This is a genomic window from Membranihabitans marinus (assembly GCF_021729155.1).
GTDB classification, from domain to species: Bacteria; Bacteroidota; Bacteroidia; order Chitinophagales; family Saprospiraceae; genus Membranihabitans; species Membranihabitans marinus.
On record NZ_JAJQYA010000030.1, the window covers coordinates 19,902 to 39,367 of the forward strand.

General features: G+C 34.7%; 21 protein-coding genes. 6 read left to right on the forward strand and 15 right to left on the reverse strand.

The features are described from left to right. Positions 1-730 precede the first annotated feature (730 nt). The 7 genes from LVD51_RS15680 to LVD51_RS15710 all read right to left on the reverse strand — a co-directional run bounded on the left by LVD51_RS15680 (position 731) and on the right by LVD51_RS15710 (position 8,264). A complete protein-coding gene (locus LVD51_RS15680; RefSeq protein ID WP_236972305.1) occupies positions 731-2,413 on the reverse strand; it encodes a SulP family inorganic anion transporter in 1,683 nt (560 codons plus the stop codon). A gap of 60 nt (positions 2,414-2,473) precedes the next feature. Beyond that, positions 2,474-2,953: a hypothetical protein gene (locus tag LVD51_RS15685; protein WP_236972306.1), complete on the reverse strand. Its 480-nt coding sequence runs from the start codon at positions 2,951-2,953 to the stop codon at positions 2,474-2,476. Between the two features lie 229 nt (positions 2,954-3,182). Then, entirely contained in the window at positions 3,183-4,556 is a 1,374-nt protein-coding gene (locus LVD51_RS15690; protein WP_236972307.1) for a sensor histidine kinase, read from the reverse strand. An 8-nt stretch (positions 4,557-4,564) separates the two neighbouring features. Beyond that, positions 4,565-5,248: a response regulator gene (locus tag LVD51_RS15695; protein ID WP_236972308.1), complete on the reverse strand. Its 684-nt coding sequence runs from the start codon at positions 5,246-5,248 to the stop codon at positions 4,565-4,567. Positions 5,249-5,430: 182 nt separating this feature from the next. Beyond that, positions 5,431-6,690, reverse strand: a complete 1,260-nt coding sequence (locus LVD51_RS15700; protein ID WP_236972309.1) for an arginine deiminase family protein — start codon at positions 6,688-6,690, stop codon at positions 5,431-5,433. A gap of 120 nt (positions 6,691-6,810) precedes the next feature. Next, positions 6,811-7,200, reverse strand: a complete 390-nt coding sequence (locus LVD51_RS15705; RefSeq protein WP_236972310.1) for a hypothetical protein — start codon at positions 7,198-7,200, stop codon at positions 6,811-6,813. A gap of 122 nt (positions 7,201-7,322) precedes the next feature. Continuing rightward, positions 7,323-8,264 carry a hydrogen peroxide-inducible genes activator gene (locus LVD51_RS15710; RefSeq protein ID WP_236972311.1) on the reverse strand — a complete coding sequence of 314 codons (942 nt, stop codon included), beginning with the start codon at positions 8,262-8,264 and terminating at the stop codon, positions 7,323-7,325. A 105-nt stretch (positions 8,265-8,369) separates the two neighbouring features. Here LVD51_RS15710 and LVD51_RS15715 point away from each other — a divergent pair, with 105 nt between their 5' ends. The 3 genes from LVD51_RS15715 to LVD51_RS15725 all read left to right on the forward strand — a co-directional run bounded on the left by LVD51_RS15715 (position 8,370) and on the right by LVD51_RS15725 (position 10,868). Beyond that, positions 8,370-8,939, forward strand: coding sequence for a peroxiredoxin (locus LVD51_RS15715; RefSeq protein ID WP_236972312.1), 570 nt, complete (start codon positions 8,370-8,372; stop codon positions 8,937-8,939). Between the two features lie 17 nt (positions 8,940-8,956). After that, on the forward strand, positions 8,957-9,529 hold the full coding sequence (locus tag LVD51_RS15720; RefSeq protein ID WP_236972313.1) for a carboxymuconolactone decarboxylase family protein: 573 nt from the start codon (positions 8,957-8,959) through the stop codon (positions 9,527-9,529). 268 nt (positions 9,530-9,797) lie between these two features. Then, the gene (locus LVD51_RS15725; RefSeq protein WP_236972314.1) at positions 9,798-10,868 is read left to right on the forward strand and encodes an NHL repeat-containing protein; all 1,071 of its coding nucleotides are present in this window, start codon (positions 9,798-9,800) and stop codon (positions 10,866-10,868) included. A 24-nt stretch (positions 10,869-10,892) separates the two neighbouring features. On the opposite strand, the gene LVD51_RS20240 is transcribed toward LVD51_RS15725, so the two are convergent. Continuing rightward, positions 10,893-11,018 carry a sigma factor-like helix-turn-helix DNA-binding protein gene (locus tag LVD51_RS20240; protein ID WP_394803182.1) on the reverse strand — a complete coding sequence of 42 codons (126 nt, stop codon included), beginning with the start codon at positions 11,016-11,018 and terminating at the stop codon, positions 10,893-10,895. 229 nt (positions 11,019-11,247) lie between these two features. On the opposite strand from LVD51_RS20240, the gene LVD51_RS15730 reads away from it, so the two are divergent. Continuing rightward, a complete protein-coding gene (locus LVD51_RS15730) occupies positions 11,248-11,418 on the forward strand; it encodes a hypothetical protein (RefSeq protein ID WP_236972315.1) in 171 nt (56 codons plus the stop codon). A 1,526-nt stretch (positions 11,419-12,944) separates the two neighbouring features. Here the strand turns inward: LVD51_RS15730 and LVD51_RS15735 are convergent. Beyond that, complete coding sequence (locus LVD51_RS15735) at positions 12,945-13,445, reverse strand: nuclear transport factor 2 family protein (protein ID WP_236972316.1); 501 nt, start codon at positions 13,443-13,445, stop codon at positions 12,945-12,947. A gap of 148 nt (positions 13,446-13,593) precedes the next feature. Here LVD51_RS15735 and LVD51_RS20245 point away from each other — a divergent pair, with 148 nt between their 5' ends. Then, on the forward strand, positions 13,594-13,710 hold the full coding sequence (locus LVD51_RS20245; RefSeq protein ID WP_394803183.1) for a hypothetical protein: 117 nt from the start codon (positions 13,594-13,596) through the stop codon (positions 13,708-13,710). Positions 13,711-14,024: 314 nt separating this feature from the next. Next, a complete protein-coding gene (locus LVD51_RS20250; RefSeq protein WP_394803184.1) occupies positions 14,025-14,159 on the forward strand; it encodes a transposase domain-containing protein in 135 nt (44 codons plus the stop codon). Here the strand turns inward: LVD51_RS20250 and LVD51_RS15745 are convergent. The 6 genes from LVD51_RS15745 to murQ all read right to left on the reverse strand — a co-directional run bounded on the left by LVD51_RS15745 (position 14,126) and on the right by murQ (position 19,333). Continuing rightward, positions 14,126-14,860, reverse strand: a complete 735-nt coding sequence (locus tag LVD51_RS15745) for a lycopene cyclase domain-containing protein (protein WP_236972317.1) — start codon at positions 14,858-14,860, stop codon at positions 14,126-14,128. The genes LVD51_RS20250 and LVD51_RS15745 overlap by 34 nt on opposite strands. Further along, positions 14,857-15,315 carry a sterol desaturase family protein gene (locus LVD51_RS15750; RefSeq protein ID WP_236972318.1) on the reverse strand — a complete coding sequence of 153 codons (459 nt, stop codon included), beginning with the start codon at positions 15,313-15,315 and terminating at the stop codon, positions 14,857-14,859. Before LVD51_RS15750 ends, LVD51_RS15745 begins: the two co-directional genes overlap by 4 nt. Further along, complete coding sequence (locus LVD51_RS15755; RefSeq protein ID WP_236972319.1) at positions 15,312-15,710, reverse strand: hypothetical protein; 399 nt, start codon at positions 15,708-15,710, stop codon at positions 15,312-15,314. The genes LVD51_RS15750 and LVD51_RS15755 overlap by 4 nt, the downstream gene beginning before the upstream one ends. A gap of 55 nt (positions 15,711-15,765) precedes the next feature. Continuing rightward, positions 15,766-16,602, reverse strand: a complete 837-nt coding sequence (locus LVD51_RS15760) for a phytoene/squalene synthase family protein (RefSeq protein ID WP_236972320.1) — start codon at positions 16,600-16,602, stop codon at positions 15,766-15,768. Between the two features lie 113 nt (positions 16,603-16,715). Further along, on the reverse strand, positions 16,716-17,516 hold the full coding sequence (locus tag LVD51_RS15765; protein WP_236972321.1) for a hypothetical protein: 801 nt from the start codon (positions 17,514-17,516) through the stop codon (positions 16,716-16,718). Positions 17,517-18,529: 1,013 nt separating this feature from the next. Beyond that, positions 18,530-19,333 (reverse strand): N-acetylmuramic acid 6-phosphate etherase, encoded by an 804-nt coding sequence (gene murQ, locus LVD51_RS15770; RefSeq protein ID WP_236972322.1) that lies wholly within the window; start codon positions 19,331-19,333, stop codon positions 18,530-18,532. Positions 19,334-19,466: the final 133 nt, after the last annotated feature.

Below are 19,466 nucleotides of genomic sequence, written 5' to 3' on the forward strand. Positions count from 1 at the left end.
TTTCAATAATGCAAACAATTATATTTAATATTTTTTAAAAACTAATTAAAAAAGACAAAATAAACTAAATAAACTAGTAAAAAATTAGATAAACTTCACTAGCTCTTCAATACTCGAGTCTAAACATAGTTACGCCTATCAATATTTATATAAAAAAGAATAAATGGAGTAACTTCCGCCCTGAAAACAAGCAAATTCAACAAGATCAGTATTTTAATTTACAATACAAGATCATTAAGTTAAATTAATTTATTTAAAAATACATATATTAATGTATATATTAAAATACATACAACATTTAATAAATCATGATATTTGGCATAATCACCTCGAGAAAAGGGTGCAATTTTTAAAAAATGCAAACAAATAAAATATTTATTCTATAGGATTTCATGATTTACCAGAATAATTATCAAGATCAAGGATAGAAATTAGGCGGATTAGAATCTTTATTTCAAACTATACGATGATAGCAAAAACTGGAATACAAACTAATACATTTGGTAAAATAGAGGGAGAGAAAATTATAGACTAAAGTGGAGGATGAAATCAAAAAATATTGAACAATTAACATTTGTATGTCGTACAATATTCAACATAAATCCTCATTCAAAAGTGGGACAAACCATATTTATCGCCACATAAAAAAAAATTATATACCTAATAAAAAAAATAGCGAATACAAATGTACTCGCTATTCTCAATTCGAACTGTTTAATACTAGGGTATATTAATTTTCAGCCATGGTAAACGACTTCATCGACAAAATGTGATTGGGAACTCGCTGTCCTTTCTCTACTTCCACTGGTGAGACAATACTAGCATTTGGATCTACTACTGAAGTAACATAATGTCTTGTATTTTCCATTTTATACTCCTTTCGGAAACCTACCAAATCTACCTCAATTCCCATATCCTTGGAACCAAAATTGTAGAAATTCTTAATGAGCATCAATACATCGTGGTCAATATATATGGTATTAGAAGCATCAATAACCAATTTACTGGACTTAGGCAAGTGAGCAAAAGTTTGCTTAATGGCAGCTTTATTTAAAAAAGATACCTCTTGTGCCAATTCCATATGAATGGTCTCCCCCTCCTTAAATTCATCTCTTTTGAAGAAGTAAGCCAACTTGAGATTACCTTTAAGAATAAAGAAGATACTTACGGCTAGTCCAACCCCTACTCCAACGAGTAAGTCTGTGGCAATAATGGCTACAACAGTGACTACAAAGGGAATAAATTGGAATTTTTTACTGTTGTTCCACATGTGAACAAATACCTTTGGACTGGCTAATTTAAATCCTATAGAGAACAATATAGCCGCAAGTGAAGCCAATGGAATTTTATTGAGCAAATGAGGGATGGAAACCACTGCAATCAATAGGAAAAAACCGTGTGAAATGGCTGCCAATTTTGTTCTACCACCAGAATTTACATTTGCTGATGTACGAACAATCACAGAGGTTACAGGAAGTCCACCTATAAAACAACTAACCATATTTCCAATACCTTGAGCTTTCAACTCCGTATTGGTGTTGGTATATCTTTTCAATGGATCCATTTTGTCCGCTGCCTCAATACATAAAAGAGTTTCTATACTGGCAACTGCAGCCAAAGTCAATGCCACTATCCAAACTTGTGGATTTGAAATAGCTGTAAAATCGGGAACTGCAAATTGACCCAAAAATTCAGAGAATGAACTTGGCACAGGTAGACTTACCAAAAATCTTTCACTGATGTATAAGCTTGAACCAGTTATTCTAAAACCTTCATTGATCAATACTCCAGTTAATACAGCAACAAGTGCTCCGGGAATAGCTTTGATCTTTTGTAAAGTCTTGTTTTTCTGAAATAGAATAATTACAGCCAAGGAAGCCAATACAACAACCAAGGCTCCTGGATGCATAAAATTGATACTCTGAACTATAGATCCGATGACAGGTATATCGCCACTGGAACCGATGTTGAAAAATTGATTTTCATGAATGGAATTATACCCTACAGCATGTGGTATTTGAGAAAGGATAATAATAATACCAATGGCAGCTAGCATCCCTTCAATCACATTTGAGGGAAGATAATTTGAAATAATACCGGCTTTGGCAAATCCCAATAATAATTGAATTCCCCCTGCAATTATACCGGCAAGCAAAAAGGCTTCAAAAGATCCTAAAGTTGCGATGGCCGTCAGAATAATCGCCGTTAATCCTGCCGCTGGTCCTGACACACTAAGTTGAGAATTACTTAAACTCCCAACCACAATTCCACCAACTATACCGGCAATAATCCCAGCGAATAATGGCGCCCCACTAGCCAGTGCTATACCTAAACACAGGGGCAATGCAACGAGAAAAACGACCGATCCAGAAAGCAGATCAGATTTTAGATATTTTGTGCTAAATAAACTCATTTTTTATATTTTTATATGAATTACTAAAAGATTTATTATCAATGGATTACTATCTTATTTTTAGAATAGATCTGAAATTGAAAATTGAAGATTTGAAATATCGAATTCATTTTCAGAAAGACATACCTCAAGGGTATTGTCTATACACTTTACGATGTAACTGGTCGGATCGAAACTTCCTTTTCGATTAAAGTTGCCCAATCTTTCTGTGGGGATAATAGCTGACACTATCTTGTGTTGCTCGACAAAACGCTTGAAAGCAAGATTGTTGGTTCCCAAAAAGAGTTCAATTTTTATAGTGTTGATTTCCGAATCGTGCTCCAACAACAGTATATCTAATTGTTCCATAAAGCCTTCATCAGTTAGGTTTTGAATGACGGCTTTTTGTGAAAAATTAATCTGATCCCAATAGTTTACTGGCATTGAATATCCATGAACAAGAACAATATCCAATACTTTGTTGGGGTGGTTTAAAACTGCATATTCAATCAGCTGCAAAGACTGGTTACTAAAATCACTGGGTATTAAGATTTTCTCCATGGTGGCTGTTTATTTTGATGTCAAAATTACTGGCCAACCATTAGAGAGAAATAAGAGGAAAATTAGAGTCAAATTAGAAAATTCAACTCAGGTTTGTATTTTTTGTGAATTTCAAAAATTAAGAATTATTCGTTTAATAATTGAAAATGAGGCCATATTCAATCTACATTTTGTTATTTCAACAAAGAAGATTGATATTAGAATGAAATTAGAAAATTCTAAAGACCCTCTAAGTAAACTGATTGGGGAGCAAAATTTTGACAATTGTACCCTTGCCCACTTGGGAACTCAGACGGAGTTGACCGTGATGCATTTTTATAATTCGATAGGCCAATGGCAGTCCAAAACCAAATCCCCCTATGCCTCTGGCATTAGAACCTCTATAAAAAGGTTCGAATATATTTTTCAAATCATCTGGGGGGATACCGATACCGTCATCAGATATCATGACGCGTAACCCTTTCTCTTGACTAACCAGTTTGATTAGAACCTTTTCATTGTTTGAAAACTTACAAGCGTTGTCGAGAATATTGTGAAAGGCCACTTCTAAGAGTTTGCGATTGCCCATGACAATAATTTTGGATTCATCGGCTGGCAAATCATTGAAGCCCAGAGAAATTTTATTATTGGGATTGGCTTGATCCAATCGCTGTTTCACATCAATTATGACTTCATCTATTCTTACTGGACTTACGGGAAAACCTTTATTTTCATAATCGGTATGAGCCAACCTCAATAATCCATTAACCAAATTATCGAGTCTCAAGGCTTCGGTTTCTATTCCTTTTAATACATCGACGTAATGTTCCCCACTGCGTTCTTTATTAAGAGCTACTTCAATTTGACCTAAAATTGCAGTTAGGGGATTTCTGAGTTCGTGGGAAGCATTATTGACAAAATTACTCTGCAATTCAAATGATGTTTCGAGGCGATCTAACATATCGTTAAATGTAACGGTGAGCTCACCTACTTCATCTCTATTTTTGGGTTCTTCTAGTCTCGAATGCAAATTTGTAGCGCTAATTGTATTGACCTTGTGGACTATCCTACTGATGGGCGACAATGCTTGATTGGCCATATTTCTACCCAATAGCCAAGTTATCAGCAAACTAAACATAAAGCTCACTGTCAATATCTTCCTTAAATTCAACAACATCCCCCTACCATATACATCGTGAGCTGATAGAATAATGATAAAATCACCTTGATTATCATGATAATATATACCGGAGAAAAAGGTATCTTTTATCCGAACATTCGATTCTCCCTTATTCATAATTTCATCAATGAATACAGGATCGTAATTGGAATTTAGGCACTCCTCGTGAATCACATTATTATTGGAATCCAGTTGAAAGATTACTTCATTTTCGAAGGGCAATGTTTGAAAATGTTTTCTTCTGATTTCTTCATAAATTTCTACACTTAATTCATCCTCTCCCAATAGGGTTTGGGCGGCAATGGTCACTCGCTGTTGCAATCGATTATAAAATTCCCTCTCAGTGTATTGACGGGCAAAATGATAGATCAGTAAAAATTCTAGAATTTGAATCAGGGTAGTCAATAAAACAAAGACTAAAGTAAGCTTATTTTGAAGTTTCATAGACTATGTTATTCTTTCATAATATACCCCATTCCAATAACGGTTTGAATTAGTTTGTTGTCGTATCCTTTATCTACCTTGTTTCTCAAATAATTTACATAAACATCAACAACATTAGTACCCATATTAAAATTGATATCCCATACATTTTCCAAAATATCAATTCTAGACATGACTTTATTTTTATTGATCAACAAATATTCGAGTAATCTAAATTCTGTTGATGTCAATTTTATTTCTTGGCCTGCTCTCTGAACACTTTTTGCATTTCGATCCAATTCGAGATCGGCTATATCCAAGATATCAGATTGCTGAACACCATTGCCTCTCCTCCGTGTCAATGCGCGCAATCTAGCAATAAGTTCTTTAAATTTAAACGGTTTTGTAAGATAATCATCAGCTCCATTGTCAAGACCACTAACCACACTATCGGTATTGCTCAATGCAGTAAGTAAAAGAATAGGAATTTCGTGTAATTTCGAGGAACGAATATGTTTTAAGATTTCAATACCATCCATTCCAGGTAAAATGATATCGAGAATAATGATATCTATATTTTTTTGTTCCAATAGGGCAAGACCTTGATGACCATTGTATGCAAGAAAAACTTCATATCCTGCTTCTTGCAAACCCTGCTGGATAAAAGCAGCTACATTTTGTTCATCTTCTATAAGTAATACAGTTTCAGACATAGAGATGATAAAATATTTATATGTGTTTATTAAACAAAAATAGAAAGCGACAAAATTATATTTTTGATTGATAAATAATAGCTTACAAAACATTAAAATATCATTAGAAAATCTTAATGTTGGTGATTTAATATTGACAACCAGATTAATGACCTAGTGTCTACTTCTTATACAAGGGTATTTTATTCAGGTAAGATCTCCCGATGCAGTGGGCAAGTCATACAATGAGAGCCACCACGAGCTCGAGATAACTCAGCGGAAGGTAAGGTGATGATTGTCCTCTCAATCGAGTCTATGTCAAAATTAGGACTTTGTGCTTGTTTCAATAATTCCCTAGCCGGCATTATTTTAAAACCCAACTTTTTAAATCCTAATTCAGTATGTGTATTTCTATCATAGGTAAGGGCTACTCCTGGTTTAATCACCACTAAATTACAACCATCTGTCCATTGTTCCCGCTCTTGGTACGGACTCAAGCCATTTCCAGAAAAAACAAACTGGGTGTGTGGATTGACCTGTCTTAAAATATATTCTTTTACTGAACCGAAGTCCAATACTTTTCCATTCCTATAATTTACTTGCACACTGGAACCAATACCCTCATAGATTAAGGGTTTATAATTGACCAATACATCATCTGAAACCCATGTCATCACCGTATCAATATGCATATAGGTTCGGCTAGGAGGAATATTAATCTGGACAACCTTTTCAACCACTTTTCGTTTGAACAATTCCTGTTTTAATCGTCCAATGGTGTATGCATTGGATCGTTCACTACAGCCCACAAGCAATGTGTCGGTATCCAGCATCATAATATCTCCCCCCTCTATGGCAATTGGTTCACCCATCTTTGAAGGCATAAACAATTCCCCATTATTTAAATTTATAATCTTATCGGTATTGACTAGGGGTTTAAAAATTTCATGATTGTAAAAAATAAATTCTACTATAAGATTCTCTCTATGTCTAGCCCTCTTAGCGGCTTTGGTCAATATTAAATGATCATTGACCATGACGGCAATATCTCTGGTAAATATAAAATTGGGAATAGGATCAAATAGAAAATGGTCTCTCTTCTTATGGTAACCAGTGATCAAAGTTTGAGCTAAATCGACATCGGATAATTCCTCCAAATAAGTCAAATACAAAGGAGGTAGTCCTTCAGACTGTAGTATTTCACCTAAAAATAAATGCTTATTATCTCCTTCTTTTACCAAGGATTCGCATAGTAAATCCTCAATCTCAATAACATTTTCAAGTCCTAAAAACAATGCCAATACATCTACAAAAACCCGATGCTCTTCCAACATTTGAGGATAAAATACAATATCATCAAAAAGTAAATCGTCGGATTGCTTGGGACTAACACGAGCTATTCCACTATCTGGCCGGTGAATTAACACCATTTTCAAAGATCCAATTTCTGATTGAACTAACATATTTCAATATATTCAATACACTCAAAATAAGCAATATTTCTGTCATACTGAAATATTAAAACACTATAAAAATATAATTCACCAGAGATTCACATTAAATAAAATCAATTTAACTACCAATTATTCATAAAACAACTCTGGTTTACCATCTACACATATCACCGATGAAGGAGGTGTAACTACAGCACAGTCATCGTAAACTCCATATTCGATGTTGTATTTTCTTTGAGCTTCCGTATATTTTTCTACTAGAGCAAAAAGAGTTGCGGTATCCATTTTTATCGAATAGGGAATATATGCAGCTGGACCGCCGCAGGCCTTAGACCCTATAGGTCGAAACTGCCAATCGGCCTCATTGTCACAAACTTGATTATCGACGAGATTGTCTACTTCTTCCAATTGTTCGACTAAGAGCTTTAGATCAGTCTCTTGTACACTTAATTCACTGGTCTGGTTTTTGTCACATGCGGTAAAAATCAATACTAAAAACAGAAAAAAATAATTATACATCTTTTAAAAATTAAAAGTTGATTAAAAAAATATATCTAACAAATACAAGACGAAGATAAATTTGAATCCGTTGGTATATTCATAATTTTTTCAATAATGAGCTTGACATTTTTGATAAAAGTCTACATCCATTCGACCACCTTCCCCCTATTTTTTTTCAACATAAAATCCGGCAGTGACTTCCGAATCTCATTTCGCAAATACTCAATCAATCGTTTTTTGGCATAATTTCTATAAGTGGCCACACTCACTTCCCTCACTGGCGCATCACCAGCAATCCATTTGACCCGATTTCGATGTTCGGGTTGGATATTACCGATTAACAACTCTGGAATCAAAGTAAATCCTCCTTGTAAATCCACCATCTTGATTAGGGTTTCAATGGCTCCACTTTCAAAGGTAAATTGACGATGTTCAGAATGAAAACTATCGCGACCACAGAGGTTTAGAGTCTGATCTCTAAAGCAATGTCCAGTTTTTAATGTCCAAATATCGTTTCTATTTAAATCCTTTTGTGGAATTTTTTCCAAATCCATAAACTCGTGATTTTCCGAAACATATACAGCAATTTCTTCGTAATATAGAGCATCGCATTCAATTTGGTCATCGTGGATGGGTGTCACTAAAATTGCAGCATCAATGGTTTCCTTTTTTAAAGCTTCTATCAACTGCATGGTCATCATTTCGTGAACATTGATAACGAGTTTGGGGAATTTTTTATTGAATTCTACAATAAAGAGGGGCAGTAAATAAGGAGATACCGAAGGGATAATACCGAGTTCAAGCACCCCTTCAATCTTATTTTGAAAAGAATCTAAGACATCGTGAAGATGATCTCGTTCAGAAAGAATTATCCGTGCTTGTTGAATAAAAGCCAAACCAATATCCGTGGGTTTAACCGGCTTTTTGGACCGGTCAAACAAAATAATATTCAAATCTCTTTCCAACTTCTTAATCTGCATGGACAAAGTAGGCTGAGTAACAAAACACTTATCTGCGGCTAATTGAAAATTACCATAGGTGTGTAAGGCGATGACGTATTCTAATTGTGCAAATGAAAACATAGTTGGTATATATAATATCTATAACAATATCAAAATAATCAATATTGTTTATAAAGATATTTAATCATATTTGCACCATCAAATTTTCAAATAAAAAAAACAGATATGAGTAACCGTGTATTAAACGTGGGAAGCAAATTTCCAGCATTCAACAAAATCGCTTGTGTAAGCTTAGAAAAAGGTAAAGAATTTGCAAATGTAAGCAACGAAGACCATCAAAAAAATGACCAATGGATGGTAATGTTTTGGTGGCCAAAAGATTTCACCTTTGTATGCCCAACTGAAATCGCAGAATTCAATGCTGCTTATGAAGAATTCAGAGATAGAGACACTCAATTGTTGGGAGCATCTACAGATTCTGAATTTGTACACTTGGCTTGGAGAAACGACCACGACGATTTAAGAGGTCTTAAATTTCCAATGATTGCCGATACCAGCAAATCACTAGCTGAAGAATTGGGTGTATTGGAAGCCGAAGAAAAGATTGCTTTAAGAGCCACTTTCATCGTAGATCCTCAAGGCATTATCAGATGGGTAGCTGTTAATGACTTAAATGTAGGTAGAAATGTAAAAGAAGTAATCCGTGTATTGGATGCCCTTCAAACTGATGAATTATGTCCTTGTAATTGGGAAAAGGGAGAAGAAACATTGACAGCTGCATTGGCTGCTAACTAGTAATTTAAAATAAGACTATGTTACAAGAAGTAAAAAATGACATTATAGAAAATTTGGGCTTGGACCAACAAAACGATTTGTTGGATTTCTTAGTAGATGGTTCAAGTAGATACATCAAAGACATTAAGCTCAACTTTAAGACGGCTTTAGATGTCGAACATATGACGGCCAAGGAGGCCCACCTAACAGGATTAGCAATTGCTGTAAATAATAAGAGCAGTAAACTAATCAGCTTTTTTCAGAAGAAATGTGCTGAATTGGAAGCTACAGAAGCTGAAATCGCTGAAGTCATTGCCTGTGCTTCTTTACTCAGTGCCAATAATATCTTTTATCGGTTCCGCCACTTTGTAGATTCCGATAAATACGATTCTATTCCCGCTAAGATTAGAATGAATATTATGGCTAAACCAGTTTTGGGTAAAGAATTTTTTGAACTTATCAGTCTAGCTGTATCCGCTGCCAATGGATGTGAAATGTGCGTTAAATCACATGAAAAATCTGTAAAGAGTTTCGGTTCAGGAGAACAAAGAATCTTCGATGCCATACGGATTGCTTCCGTTGTAACCAGTATTGATAAATTACTACTGTAAGAATTAAGCTACTTAAAACATGTTCACAGCACTGCTTTATCACAAGGCAGTGCTTTTTTTATATAATAAATCATTACCAGCGATTCCGCAATATCCATACCGATATTTACATCGATACAAATACATATATTCAGATTTATATTTCCAAAATTGCAAAAACACACTGCAATTAATTGGAAACAGATGTTTGTAATAATAAAAATAATATCTCGAAACAGCTATAACCATATAAATACCTATCTTCGATTCTTCACTTTAAATTATCGAGATGTCTAATATTCCAAGCCGAAGAAATTTTATTAAGCAAACCTCAGTGTTGGGCAGTATTGCTCTTACTACATCTTCATTCAATATTATCACGACGGTCAATCCTCCCTCTGGACCTACCATTGGACACGGAGATTATAAGTATAAGGTAGATAGGGAATGGAGTAAAATTGATGTTGCAAAATTTCCGGTAAACAACTGTCATGAAATGGTCATGGATCGTCAACATCGCTTGATTCTTCTCACTGATCATCCCAAAAACAATATTCTGATCTACGATAAATCAGGAAAATACATAGATAGTTGGACTTTAAATTTTCCCGGAGGACATGGATTAACCCTAAAAGATGAAGGAGGAGAAGAATATCTATATATCACCGATGCTGGAAGTGGAAAAGTGGTCAAAACTGACTTAAAAGGCAGGATGGTTATGGAAATTCAACATCCTTGTCAATCTGGAGTCTACCCCGAAAATGGCATATTCCACCCGACTGAAACCGCTATCGCTCCCAATGGTGATATTTATATCGCTGATGGCTATGGAGATCAATTTGTACTGCGATATAATGCACAAGGTGAATTTATAAGTAAATTTGGAGGCAGTAGTTTTTTGCAACCGGACAAATTCAAACAAGTTCACGGAGTAGCTATCGATGACAGAGATACCGACAATATTACTTTACTGTGTAGCGCTAGAATTAAAAATGAATTTAAAAGATTCTCTCTCGACGGGGAATACATAGAATCCTATTATATTCCCGGTGCTTTTGTTAGTCGACCGGTAATCCACGATAAAATGTTATATGCCGGTGTATGTTTTGGAATGACAGAAGACAATTATCAAATGCAGCTCAATCGAGGATTTGTCACTATTTTAGACCAAAACAACGTGGTGGTATCCAATCCTGGGGGAAGTAAACCAAGGTATAAAAATGGAAAGCTAAAGCTAGTGCTTCAAGATCAACCCATATTTAAACACTGCCACGACGTTTGTATCGACAATGATGAGAATTTATATGTCTGTCAATGGAATGCTGATAAAGTTTATCCTTATAAATTAATCCGTGTCTAAGACTGTCCTCTATATAACATACTACTACCAGAAACGCTTCATGTAGGTATTCACCGTGTTCCGGGATATGCCTAGAATGTCGCTTATTTTACGATTACTGTGACCGCCTAAGTGTAATGTGATAATTTGTTTAAGGTCCAATAAGATCAAGTGTATTTGCCATATCTAACCGCTTTTTTGCGACAAGATACTTGTACTTGATCTTTCAAAGTGGCCGGGAAAACTGGTCAGCCGGTGGCACAAAACGAACCGCTATGGAATGAATTGAACCCCAAAAATGGCACAAAACGATCCGTAATATCCACCGAGTTGAAATTAATTATTTTTAGATCTACAGATAATATTACCATGGTTTTCACAATATCTAATTGCAAATATCATGACAAATCAATGTAAATACATCAGTGATTCAGATCAAAGCCATAGATTATCGGATGACGAATTACAGGGCAGTCACGCCAGAGCACATTTACTAAAATCCAATCGATTTACGGGGCAGTCACGTTTTAACGTAGAGACGCAATGCCTTGCGTCTCCCAAAACCACCTAATTGAGACGCAAGACATTGGGGCTCTACGTCGTCAAAATGCATTAAAATATCACGCGTAGACGCAGTGAAAATTCGCTGCCGAATTGAAGTGTAATTACGCCAAATCAGCTTGATAAAAAAGTCCTGAAAGGACGAAATATGTCAGCATAGGGTGAAACCCTATGAATTAATTGTCATCTTGAAAAGAAGTCCTGAAAGGACGACATAAAAGATTAAGGGGAAATCCTCACGATTTACATTGCAGTCACGCCGAAGCCAGTGGATAAAATCTTTCGAATTACGGGGCAGTCACGCCGGAGCACAGTGGCCTACCCACCCGAAACACGGAGGTGAACGAGCAAGGTGCTTGCACCAGAGCCCGTAAATGGGGCTCTGGCGAGTGAAGTCATGCCCACTGTGGCATGACGAGATTCCATTATATTCGATGACGAGATGAAGTCTACCCACCCACGACACAGTGGTCGTGGCTCCCTCATCGTAGACCTATTTAAGGTCTACGGTTCTTCGAACTACATTCGGTCGTGAGCTTCATTCAGGCTAACCCACCCGAAACACGGAGGTTTCGGTTCCCTCATCAAAGGTCGATTTACGACCTTTGGTTGCTCTTCGAGCAACTTCATTCAGTCATCCTTCGGGCAACTACGTTCAGTCAGGGATGATATGTCATAGCCGTGGTTTGAAAAACCACGGTATTGGCATCAAACAATGTTGATTTGGCGGACTTTTTGCATTGTCAATCTGCTGACACGAAGAGATCATATCTTTTCATTCCTTGTAATGATATATTAAGATAATTTGGACAAAAAGTGTGACAAATCCTTTCATATCATTTAATCTGTTAATATTCGCGAATCAAACTAAGGTATGGATAATTCCTGCCGATAGTAATGAATGCCTTGGTTCTTTCAGGAATAATATATAAAAATGACCGCCATGACTGAGTATTCTATTATAAAATTAATTAAGCTGTTCATTTTACAAAAAGTTGATCTCGATTAATTACTGCTTAAAGACGTATTTGCTTGGTCGCTGACCATTGATTTTATTGACATACTTTGTATAAATCGCAATATTACTGTCATGTATAAATTCATTAGGCATAAGTACAATTCTACTCTTGACATTATTGGGAGTATTAATTGGCCTCTCTGTTTGAGTAATTTGCGTTTGCAAAGAAATATATCCGCTCTTTTGCGTTCCGGATTTATTGGGTCAGCTTTGTACGGAATATCCACATATAGAATCCCACCATGCTCCCAATACGGATTTTTTTTCCATTATTAATATTTTATGTAAAGGTATATCTAATAGAAAAATTCACATTTGATATAGAACAAATTCGGTTTTATGGACTTCTAATTCTGCTTAATGTTTCTAGAGTAATTCCCAAATATGAGGCATATATCAGTTAATAGTTTATTCTGATTCATTTTTTCTATTTGGTAAATAACGACCATGTGTATGGTGTCGTAGCATCCCGCATGGTGCTATAATTTTATATAAATTGTTGTAGACAGTTATTTTAATCAAGTATAAAAAATTGGATTGTTATTACCTATTGTTCCGCCTGTTGCTAGCATCAAAAATCTTGAAAAAAAGTCGATTGGCTGTATGGCATCCCAGTGTTCTGCTAATGTACCGTTTTCTAACCTGAAAGCATCCATTATGATAAAGCCTTTATTTTCATTGCCCCTATGTTTTGCTTTCATTGTAGTATGACTGTGTAAGATGACGAAATCTCCATCGGCAAAAATTTTCTTCACATCAAATGAATATTCAGGGAAACGTTTAACCATTGTTTTTACATATCTCACCAATCCTTCAATCTCATTAGGAATGGCTCTGTTATGCTGAATGTAAGAACCTCCACCAAATGTTTTTAAGGTGTACTCAAAATCGTGTTCATTCATCAAGTGTTGAAAAAAATCGACTACTACTTTTACGTTTTTGACTTCTCGCTCAGTCCAGTAGTCTTGTACGTAATTGTCGAATTTGATTTGTGGTGCTTTTGAATTTGAAATGATCATAATTATTTTATTTTTAGAAGTGATTGTTTGTAGTTATTATCAAAAGCGTCCAAAAATAAATAGAAAGGACATGGTGTAGTTTTCCCTATCTTAGGGTTAAAATAAAACAACACCCACGTCTAAACCTAAGATAAGACTTTTTGCTCAAATGTTAGGATTAATTGTTCCATCCAAATTTGCGAGAGTAGTCAAAAATCATAACACGGTCAAGTTTAGAAAAGGGATTGATACGTGGACTCATTTTGTATGTATGGTGTTTATGTAGTAGGCTGATGTAAGCTCCTTGAGGGATATTAGTAATGGAATCCGGAGTGCAACAGGCAATCTAAATCATCTGGGTGTCAGAAAAGCTCCGAGCCAGTCTTCCTTGAGCTATCAAAATAAGCAGCGCACATATGAAGAGTTCAAGGATCTTTATTTACGCTTTAGGAAAAATTAGAATCATCCCTCCAACCTTGACGTCAGTTTACCAGCCGACTCAAGCGTAAAATATTTACCACGGTTGGAAGTGTTATCCCACTTTGGATATCCTTGATTGATTGGGAGAAATTCCAAAAAAAGGAGCTATTAAGATGCAAGATGTATTCTTTGCTAGGAAAGTGTAAACTATATGACATCTACCCAGCGGAATGGCTAAAAAATACGTTAGAGAAAATCTCATCTTATCCTGTGAATCGAATTCATGAACTTTTGCCTGGAGAATCCTCATTGTAGAATTTATACGTAGTTGCTTGGTCGCTTACCTTTCTAACCACTTCCCAAATATGGATATTTAAAGCTATTAATATAAAACCATACAAACTATCTTCGATGGGAATAGTGAAAATTCGCAAGCCAAAGTTTTCGATATCATTGTACCAAACAATGGGATTTGCCAAAAAACTTCCTGTCAACAAACCATTACTTATTAGGAAAAATGGGAAAATCACTGCGTAAGTTATTCCTATCAACCCCAATGATACTTTCTTTATAGAAAAATAAAGAGCAAGTAGAAAGCCAAATAGCCCGGTGTAAAAGGTATAGGATTGGTCGTAACCCAATATTAAAAAAGTCAAAGCCGATAACCATAGTAAAGTTAGGGTCAAAGTATGAGACCTGTTAAACTGAAATTTTTGAAGCAAATATTTTAAGGCAAAATAGGTAAAGGTACAGGCATATGGGATACAAAGAAAAAACAATACTTCTTCAACTGGGAGATTACCTATATTCCAACCCGTTAAATAATCTGGATTAAAACCCCAAACACCAAGATCTGTAAAAATGGCATCCCAAATTAAAAAAGGAAGACCAACGATAAAATTTGCTAAAAAAAAAGATTTCCATTCTTTATAAAAGGCTCGTGGGGAATAAAAACTAGCTAAAAAAGGAATAAGTATACATGAAATATCGATAATTAAATACAGGTATGACCTCATTTCATATATTGTTTAAAATACCTCAAAGGCACATACAACATTCCAAAGCATTCTCCATCTTCCTTATTTAAATGTTTATGATGCACCTTATGTCCTTTGCGCAGTCCTCGTAGATATGGTGATTTAATCTTATCAAACCATTTAAACCGTCTATGTATCAACACATCGTGAACTAAAAAATATGCAATACCATAGAGTAAAATACCTAAACCTATAAAAAACTTATAATTTAATTCAGGATTAATCCCAACGTAAAACAAGTAAATGCTGGGAATGGCAAAAAGAACGAAGAACAAATCATTTTTCTCGAATATCGCATTTTGTCGTGGCTGATGATGATCGCGATGCAAATACCATAGAAAACCGTGCATAACATATTTATGAGTAAGCCAAGTTACTGCTTCCATTGCTAGAAAGACCAATAATGTCAGTAAAATATAATTCAATATCATCATTCCTTATCGATTTTATTTATAGTATCCCTAATTACCTCCTTGTATTCTTCAGACAATGTCGACGAATTTAAGTTTCGCATGATAAATTCCTTGTCTGAGCTGATGTTTTCGCTATAACCCAAAAAAGAAGGCAGATTACTCTGAATTAAAAATCGTACATATCTACCTTCAATATCATTGGGATATTCTTCTATATAGGATTCTAATTCCAATTTCCCCTCCTTAAAATACTTCAACTTTAGATGAGGCATCATAGTAAATTCTGCTTGCTGCATATGGGCGGAAGCCAAATACGGCAGACTATATGAACATTCAATATTTTGATATGTTTTTATAAATTCTTTCAATTCTAATTTAGAATTCACTTCATGATAAGACATTCTTAAAGTATTCATATCTTCACAATTGTCAATATTTGACATCATCCACACAGAAAGAAGCAATATTATTTTATAATACATTCATTTGGTATCTTATATAAGCCTTATTTAATAAAAACAGTTTTCTGTAATTAGATATTCTTATTCGATGGGTTATAATTTGCTCAGACGATTTCTTAGAAAGCTTATTGAGCAAAGATAAATAATATTTATACGATATATAAACCCCAAATCGACAACTGATAGGCAATTTTTTTATCCCCATCAAAGCAATTTCTAAATCATGATGAATATCACTTACTATCCTATCCTTTTCTGTATTTGAAAAAGCTAAAAAGTCAACACCGGGAAAATAAACCCTGCCTAATTTCTGAAAATCATCTTTTATATCTCTTAAAAAATTTACTTTTTGAAAAGCCGATCCCAAACTCATTGCATAGGGCTTAAGCATGTCGTATTGTTGTCGATCTCCATCGACGAAAACTTTTAAACACATTAGTCCTACTACATCAGCAGAACCGTATATATATTGATTGTATTCCTCGTCACAAGAATAGGTTTTTTTCTCTAAATCCCATTTCATACTTAATAGAAAGTCATCCACCAAATTACTTAAATCGAATTGGTGCACTATATGTTGAAATCCATTTAATACCGGATTTAAACTAAACCTTTCTTCTAGAGCTGACCGATAATCATTTTCAAAACGCAATAAAAGTTGACGCTGATCGAATTCATCGAAGCTATCTACTATTTCATCAGCCAACCTCACAAAACCATAAATGGTATAAATATAAGGCTGTATTGATTTATGCAACATTCGTATACCTATAGAAAAAGAAGTACTGTAAGACCTGGTAATTACCCGGCCTACATCATAACTTACATTATCAAAAATCTCTTTCATATTGAATTCTTTATAGGTGATGAAGAAAATTACCTGAAATTTAATCTAGTTGAAATTTCAAACCTAGACAATGTCAACTCCGCATAATAAAATGGCCTAATTACATTTTCACTTTATAATCTATATCTCAAATTCAAAGGCTGGAATAATGTATTACTCTGTATATAATTATTGCCTATGACACAGAGATAATGGTCGACAAAACCATTGACTTCAGTAGACATAGTTACAATTCCATCGTACTTAATTTCTCCCTCTATAAGCCATACTATTTTTTCATTGATTGTCTCAAGATTCTTATTCCTTAAACCATCTGAATCAAGTATTTCAAATCTCGTTGGAATTAAAAATCTACCATCAACACAATCCTTAAGGGTAATACAATCATCGGTTTTATCGGTACAGCTAGGATAAAATTTTAATAAATTTGGCCCGTCTCCTTCAGTATAAATAGTGGTAATATGAAACTGATAATAAACATAAGAAAACAATGCTTGAAAGGATTTACCTCGATAAATTTCTGTTTGCTTTATGATATAATTCAATCTCAATCCACCTGCGATATCCAAGTAATCAATATATGGTTGAATTATAAGTAAGTTAATTGCTATAAAAGATATATTATAGTCGTCAAAATAAATTTTTGAACCATGATTATCATAGTATAGCTGATCAAATTGTAAAATAGATATAATTGGATCAAGAAAAAACAAATCATAAATACCAGATAGAAAAAAGTGGCTAGCTGATTTTTCAAATTCGAATTCTTCCATCTTCACCTGATAATACTCACTACTTAGATATGTATTCTTTACATCTATAGCGATAGTATAACTCGGTAAGTTAATTAAACAAACCACAGAGATCGAAGAAGATTCTCCATCTACCACAACTAGATTTTGGAATTGCACCATACATTATAGAAAACTGTGTAAAATTAAATTCTTTCTTTCTACAAAAACATCCGATTATGAAAAAAATAACACCTACTGATTTAGATTTTTATTTCCCTCGAAATCACAAATTCAATACTACCCTAGTTTCTTACACGGAATAATATAACCATATTATGTCAAATATTATAATTTATTTTTAATACAATAAAAGAATTATTCCTTCACATAATCCCTATCACATCCATATATACATTGCTATAATTGCAATAATTTAGAATTAAAACATAATATTGAAAAACAATTTTAACCATAGGGAACTCAATGACAATACATTGATAAGGATATTTTTAATACGAAAACTTTCTGGTTCAGGCCTTTGATATTGCAAAAAGTCCTTCAAATCATTCCTTTAACTTCGTCTTTGAGTCTCACTAGTTATACGTCTCTGCGATGGTCTGTTTTTATAGCCGTTACGCTAATTATGACCTGTGTGTGGATCTTGGTGGCCACGGTAGTGAATACACATGACCATGGGTGTAAATACCAATGTTATACAATAGTCGTGAAGGGACGAAATATGTCAGGGCAGGACGAAGTCCTGTCTTAGGATTTGTTACCAAGAAATTGAGTCCTAAAGGGACGACATAACATTATTAAGTAAAAATCTGCAGATTTACTGTGCAAGCACTTCACTCGTTCACACCGTTATCGTAGGTGGGTTGGCTTGCATCATAAATATTTTAGATTGAGACTTATTATTTTGTTTATGATAGCAATAATTTAACTAATTATAATGAAGCGTCGTCATGCCACAAGGGGTGAACGAGCATGACTGAACATGACTGCATTCGGTCATCCATTAAAGGTATTTGGTCAATACGTGACTTCATTCAGTTATATTCGGTCATGGTCGGTCACAAAAGATATTAGCCAGAAAGAAAATTTATGTTCAATCAAAAGAAAGAAATAAGATCCAATGATACTGCATTGGTAAAGATCCCTGCCCTCCTATAAATAAATAGCCATCTTATTTATTGATAAGATTCAATAGATTTTCTAACACTACCGTGCAATTCCAATAATCGCAATGCTTCCTTGTAATCTATGTTGAGGCTTTGTTGAATCATTTTTGCCCCTCTATCCACCAATTTATCATTACTCAACTGCATATCGACCATTCGATTATCTACCACTCTTCCCAACCCGATCATCACTGTAGTACTGATCATGTTTAAAATCAACTTTTGCGCCGTACCTGACTTCATCCGAGTACTTCCTGTAACCACTTCCGGCCCGACCACCACTTCTATAGGGAAATCAGCATTTTCAGAAATAGGTGCGCCTATATTACAAGAGATACTACCGGTGGCAATATTATTTTCTCTACACATCTTTAAACCGTGCACCACATATGGTGTAGTCCCACTCGCAGCAATACCTACCACAACATCTTTGTCTGATATTTGATATTCACTTAAATCATTCCATGCCTGCATCACGTCATCTTCAGCACTTTCTACAGAACTTTGGATAGCTTTTTCTCCTCCAGCAATTATTCCAATAACATAATCTCTCGGCACTCCATAGGTTGGAGGACATTCACTGGCGTCCAATATTCCCAATCGCCCTGAAGTTCCTGCACCTATATAAAATAATCTCCCCCCCTGCTTCATCTTTTCAATAATCTTGGAAATCAAAGGTTCTATCTGAGGCAGTACCTTATTTACAGCCAATGCAACCTTCTGATCTTCACTATTAATGATTTGTAATACTTCTAATACCGACTTTTTTTCCAAGTCATGGTGCAATGAGGATTGTTCCGTAGTCTTTATCATAGTATGATTTCTGTTATAAGTCTAGCAAAGGTACATAAAAAAAGAGGAGATTCTCATCCCCTCTCTTTTCAATATTTTATCAAATTAATACAACTTCCTACCTAAATATTAGGAAAATACCACGGTAGAAATA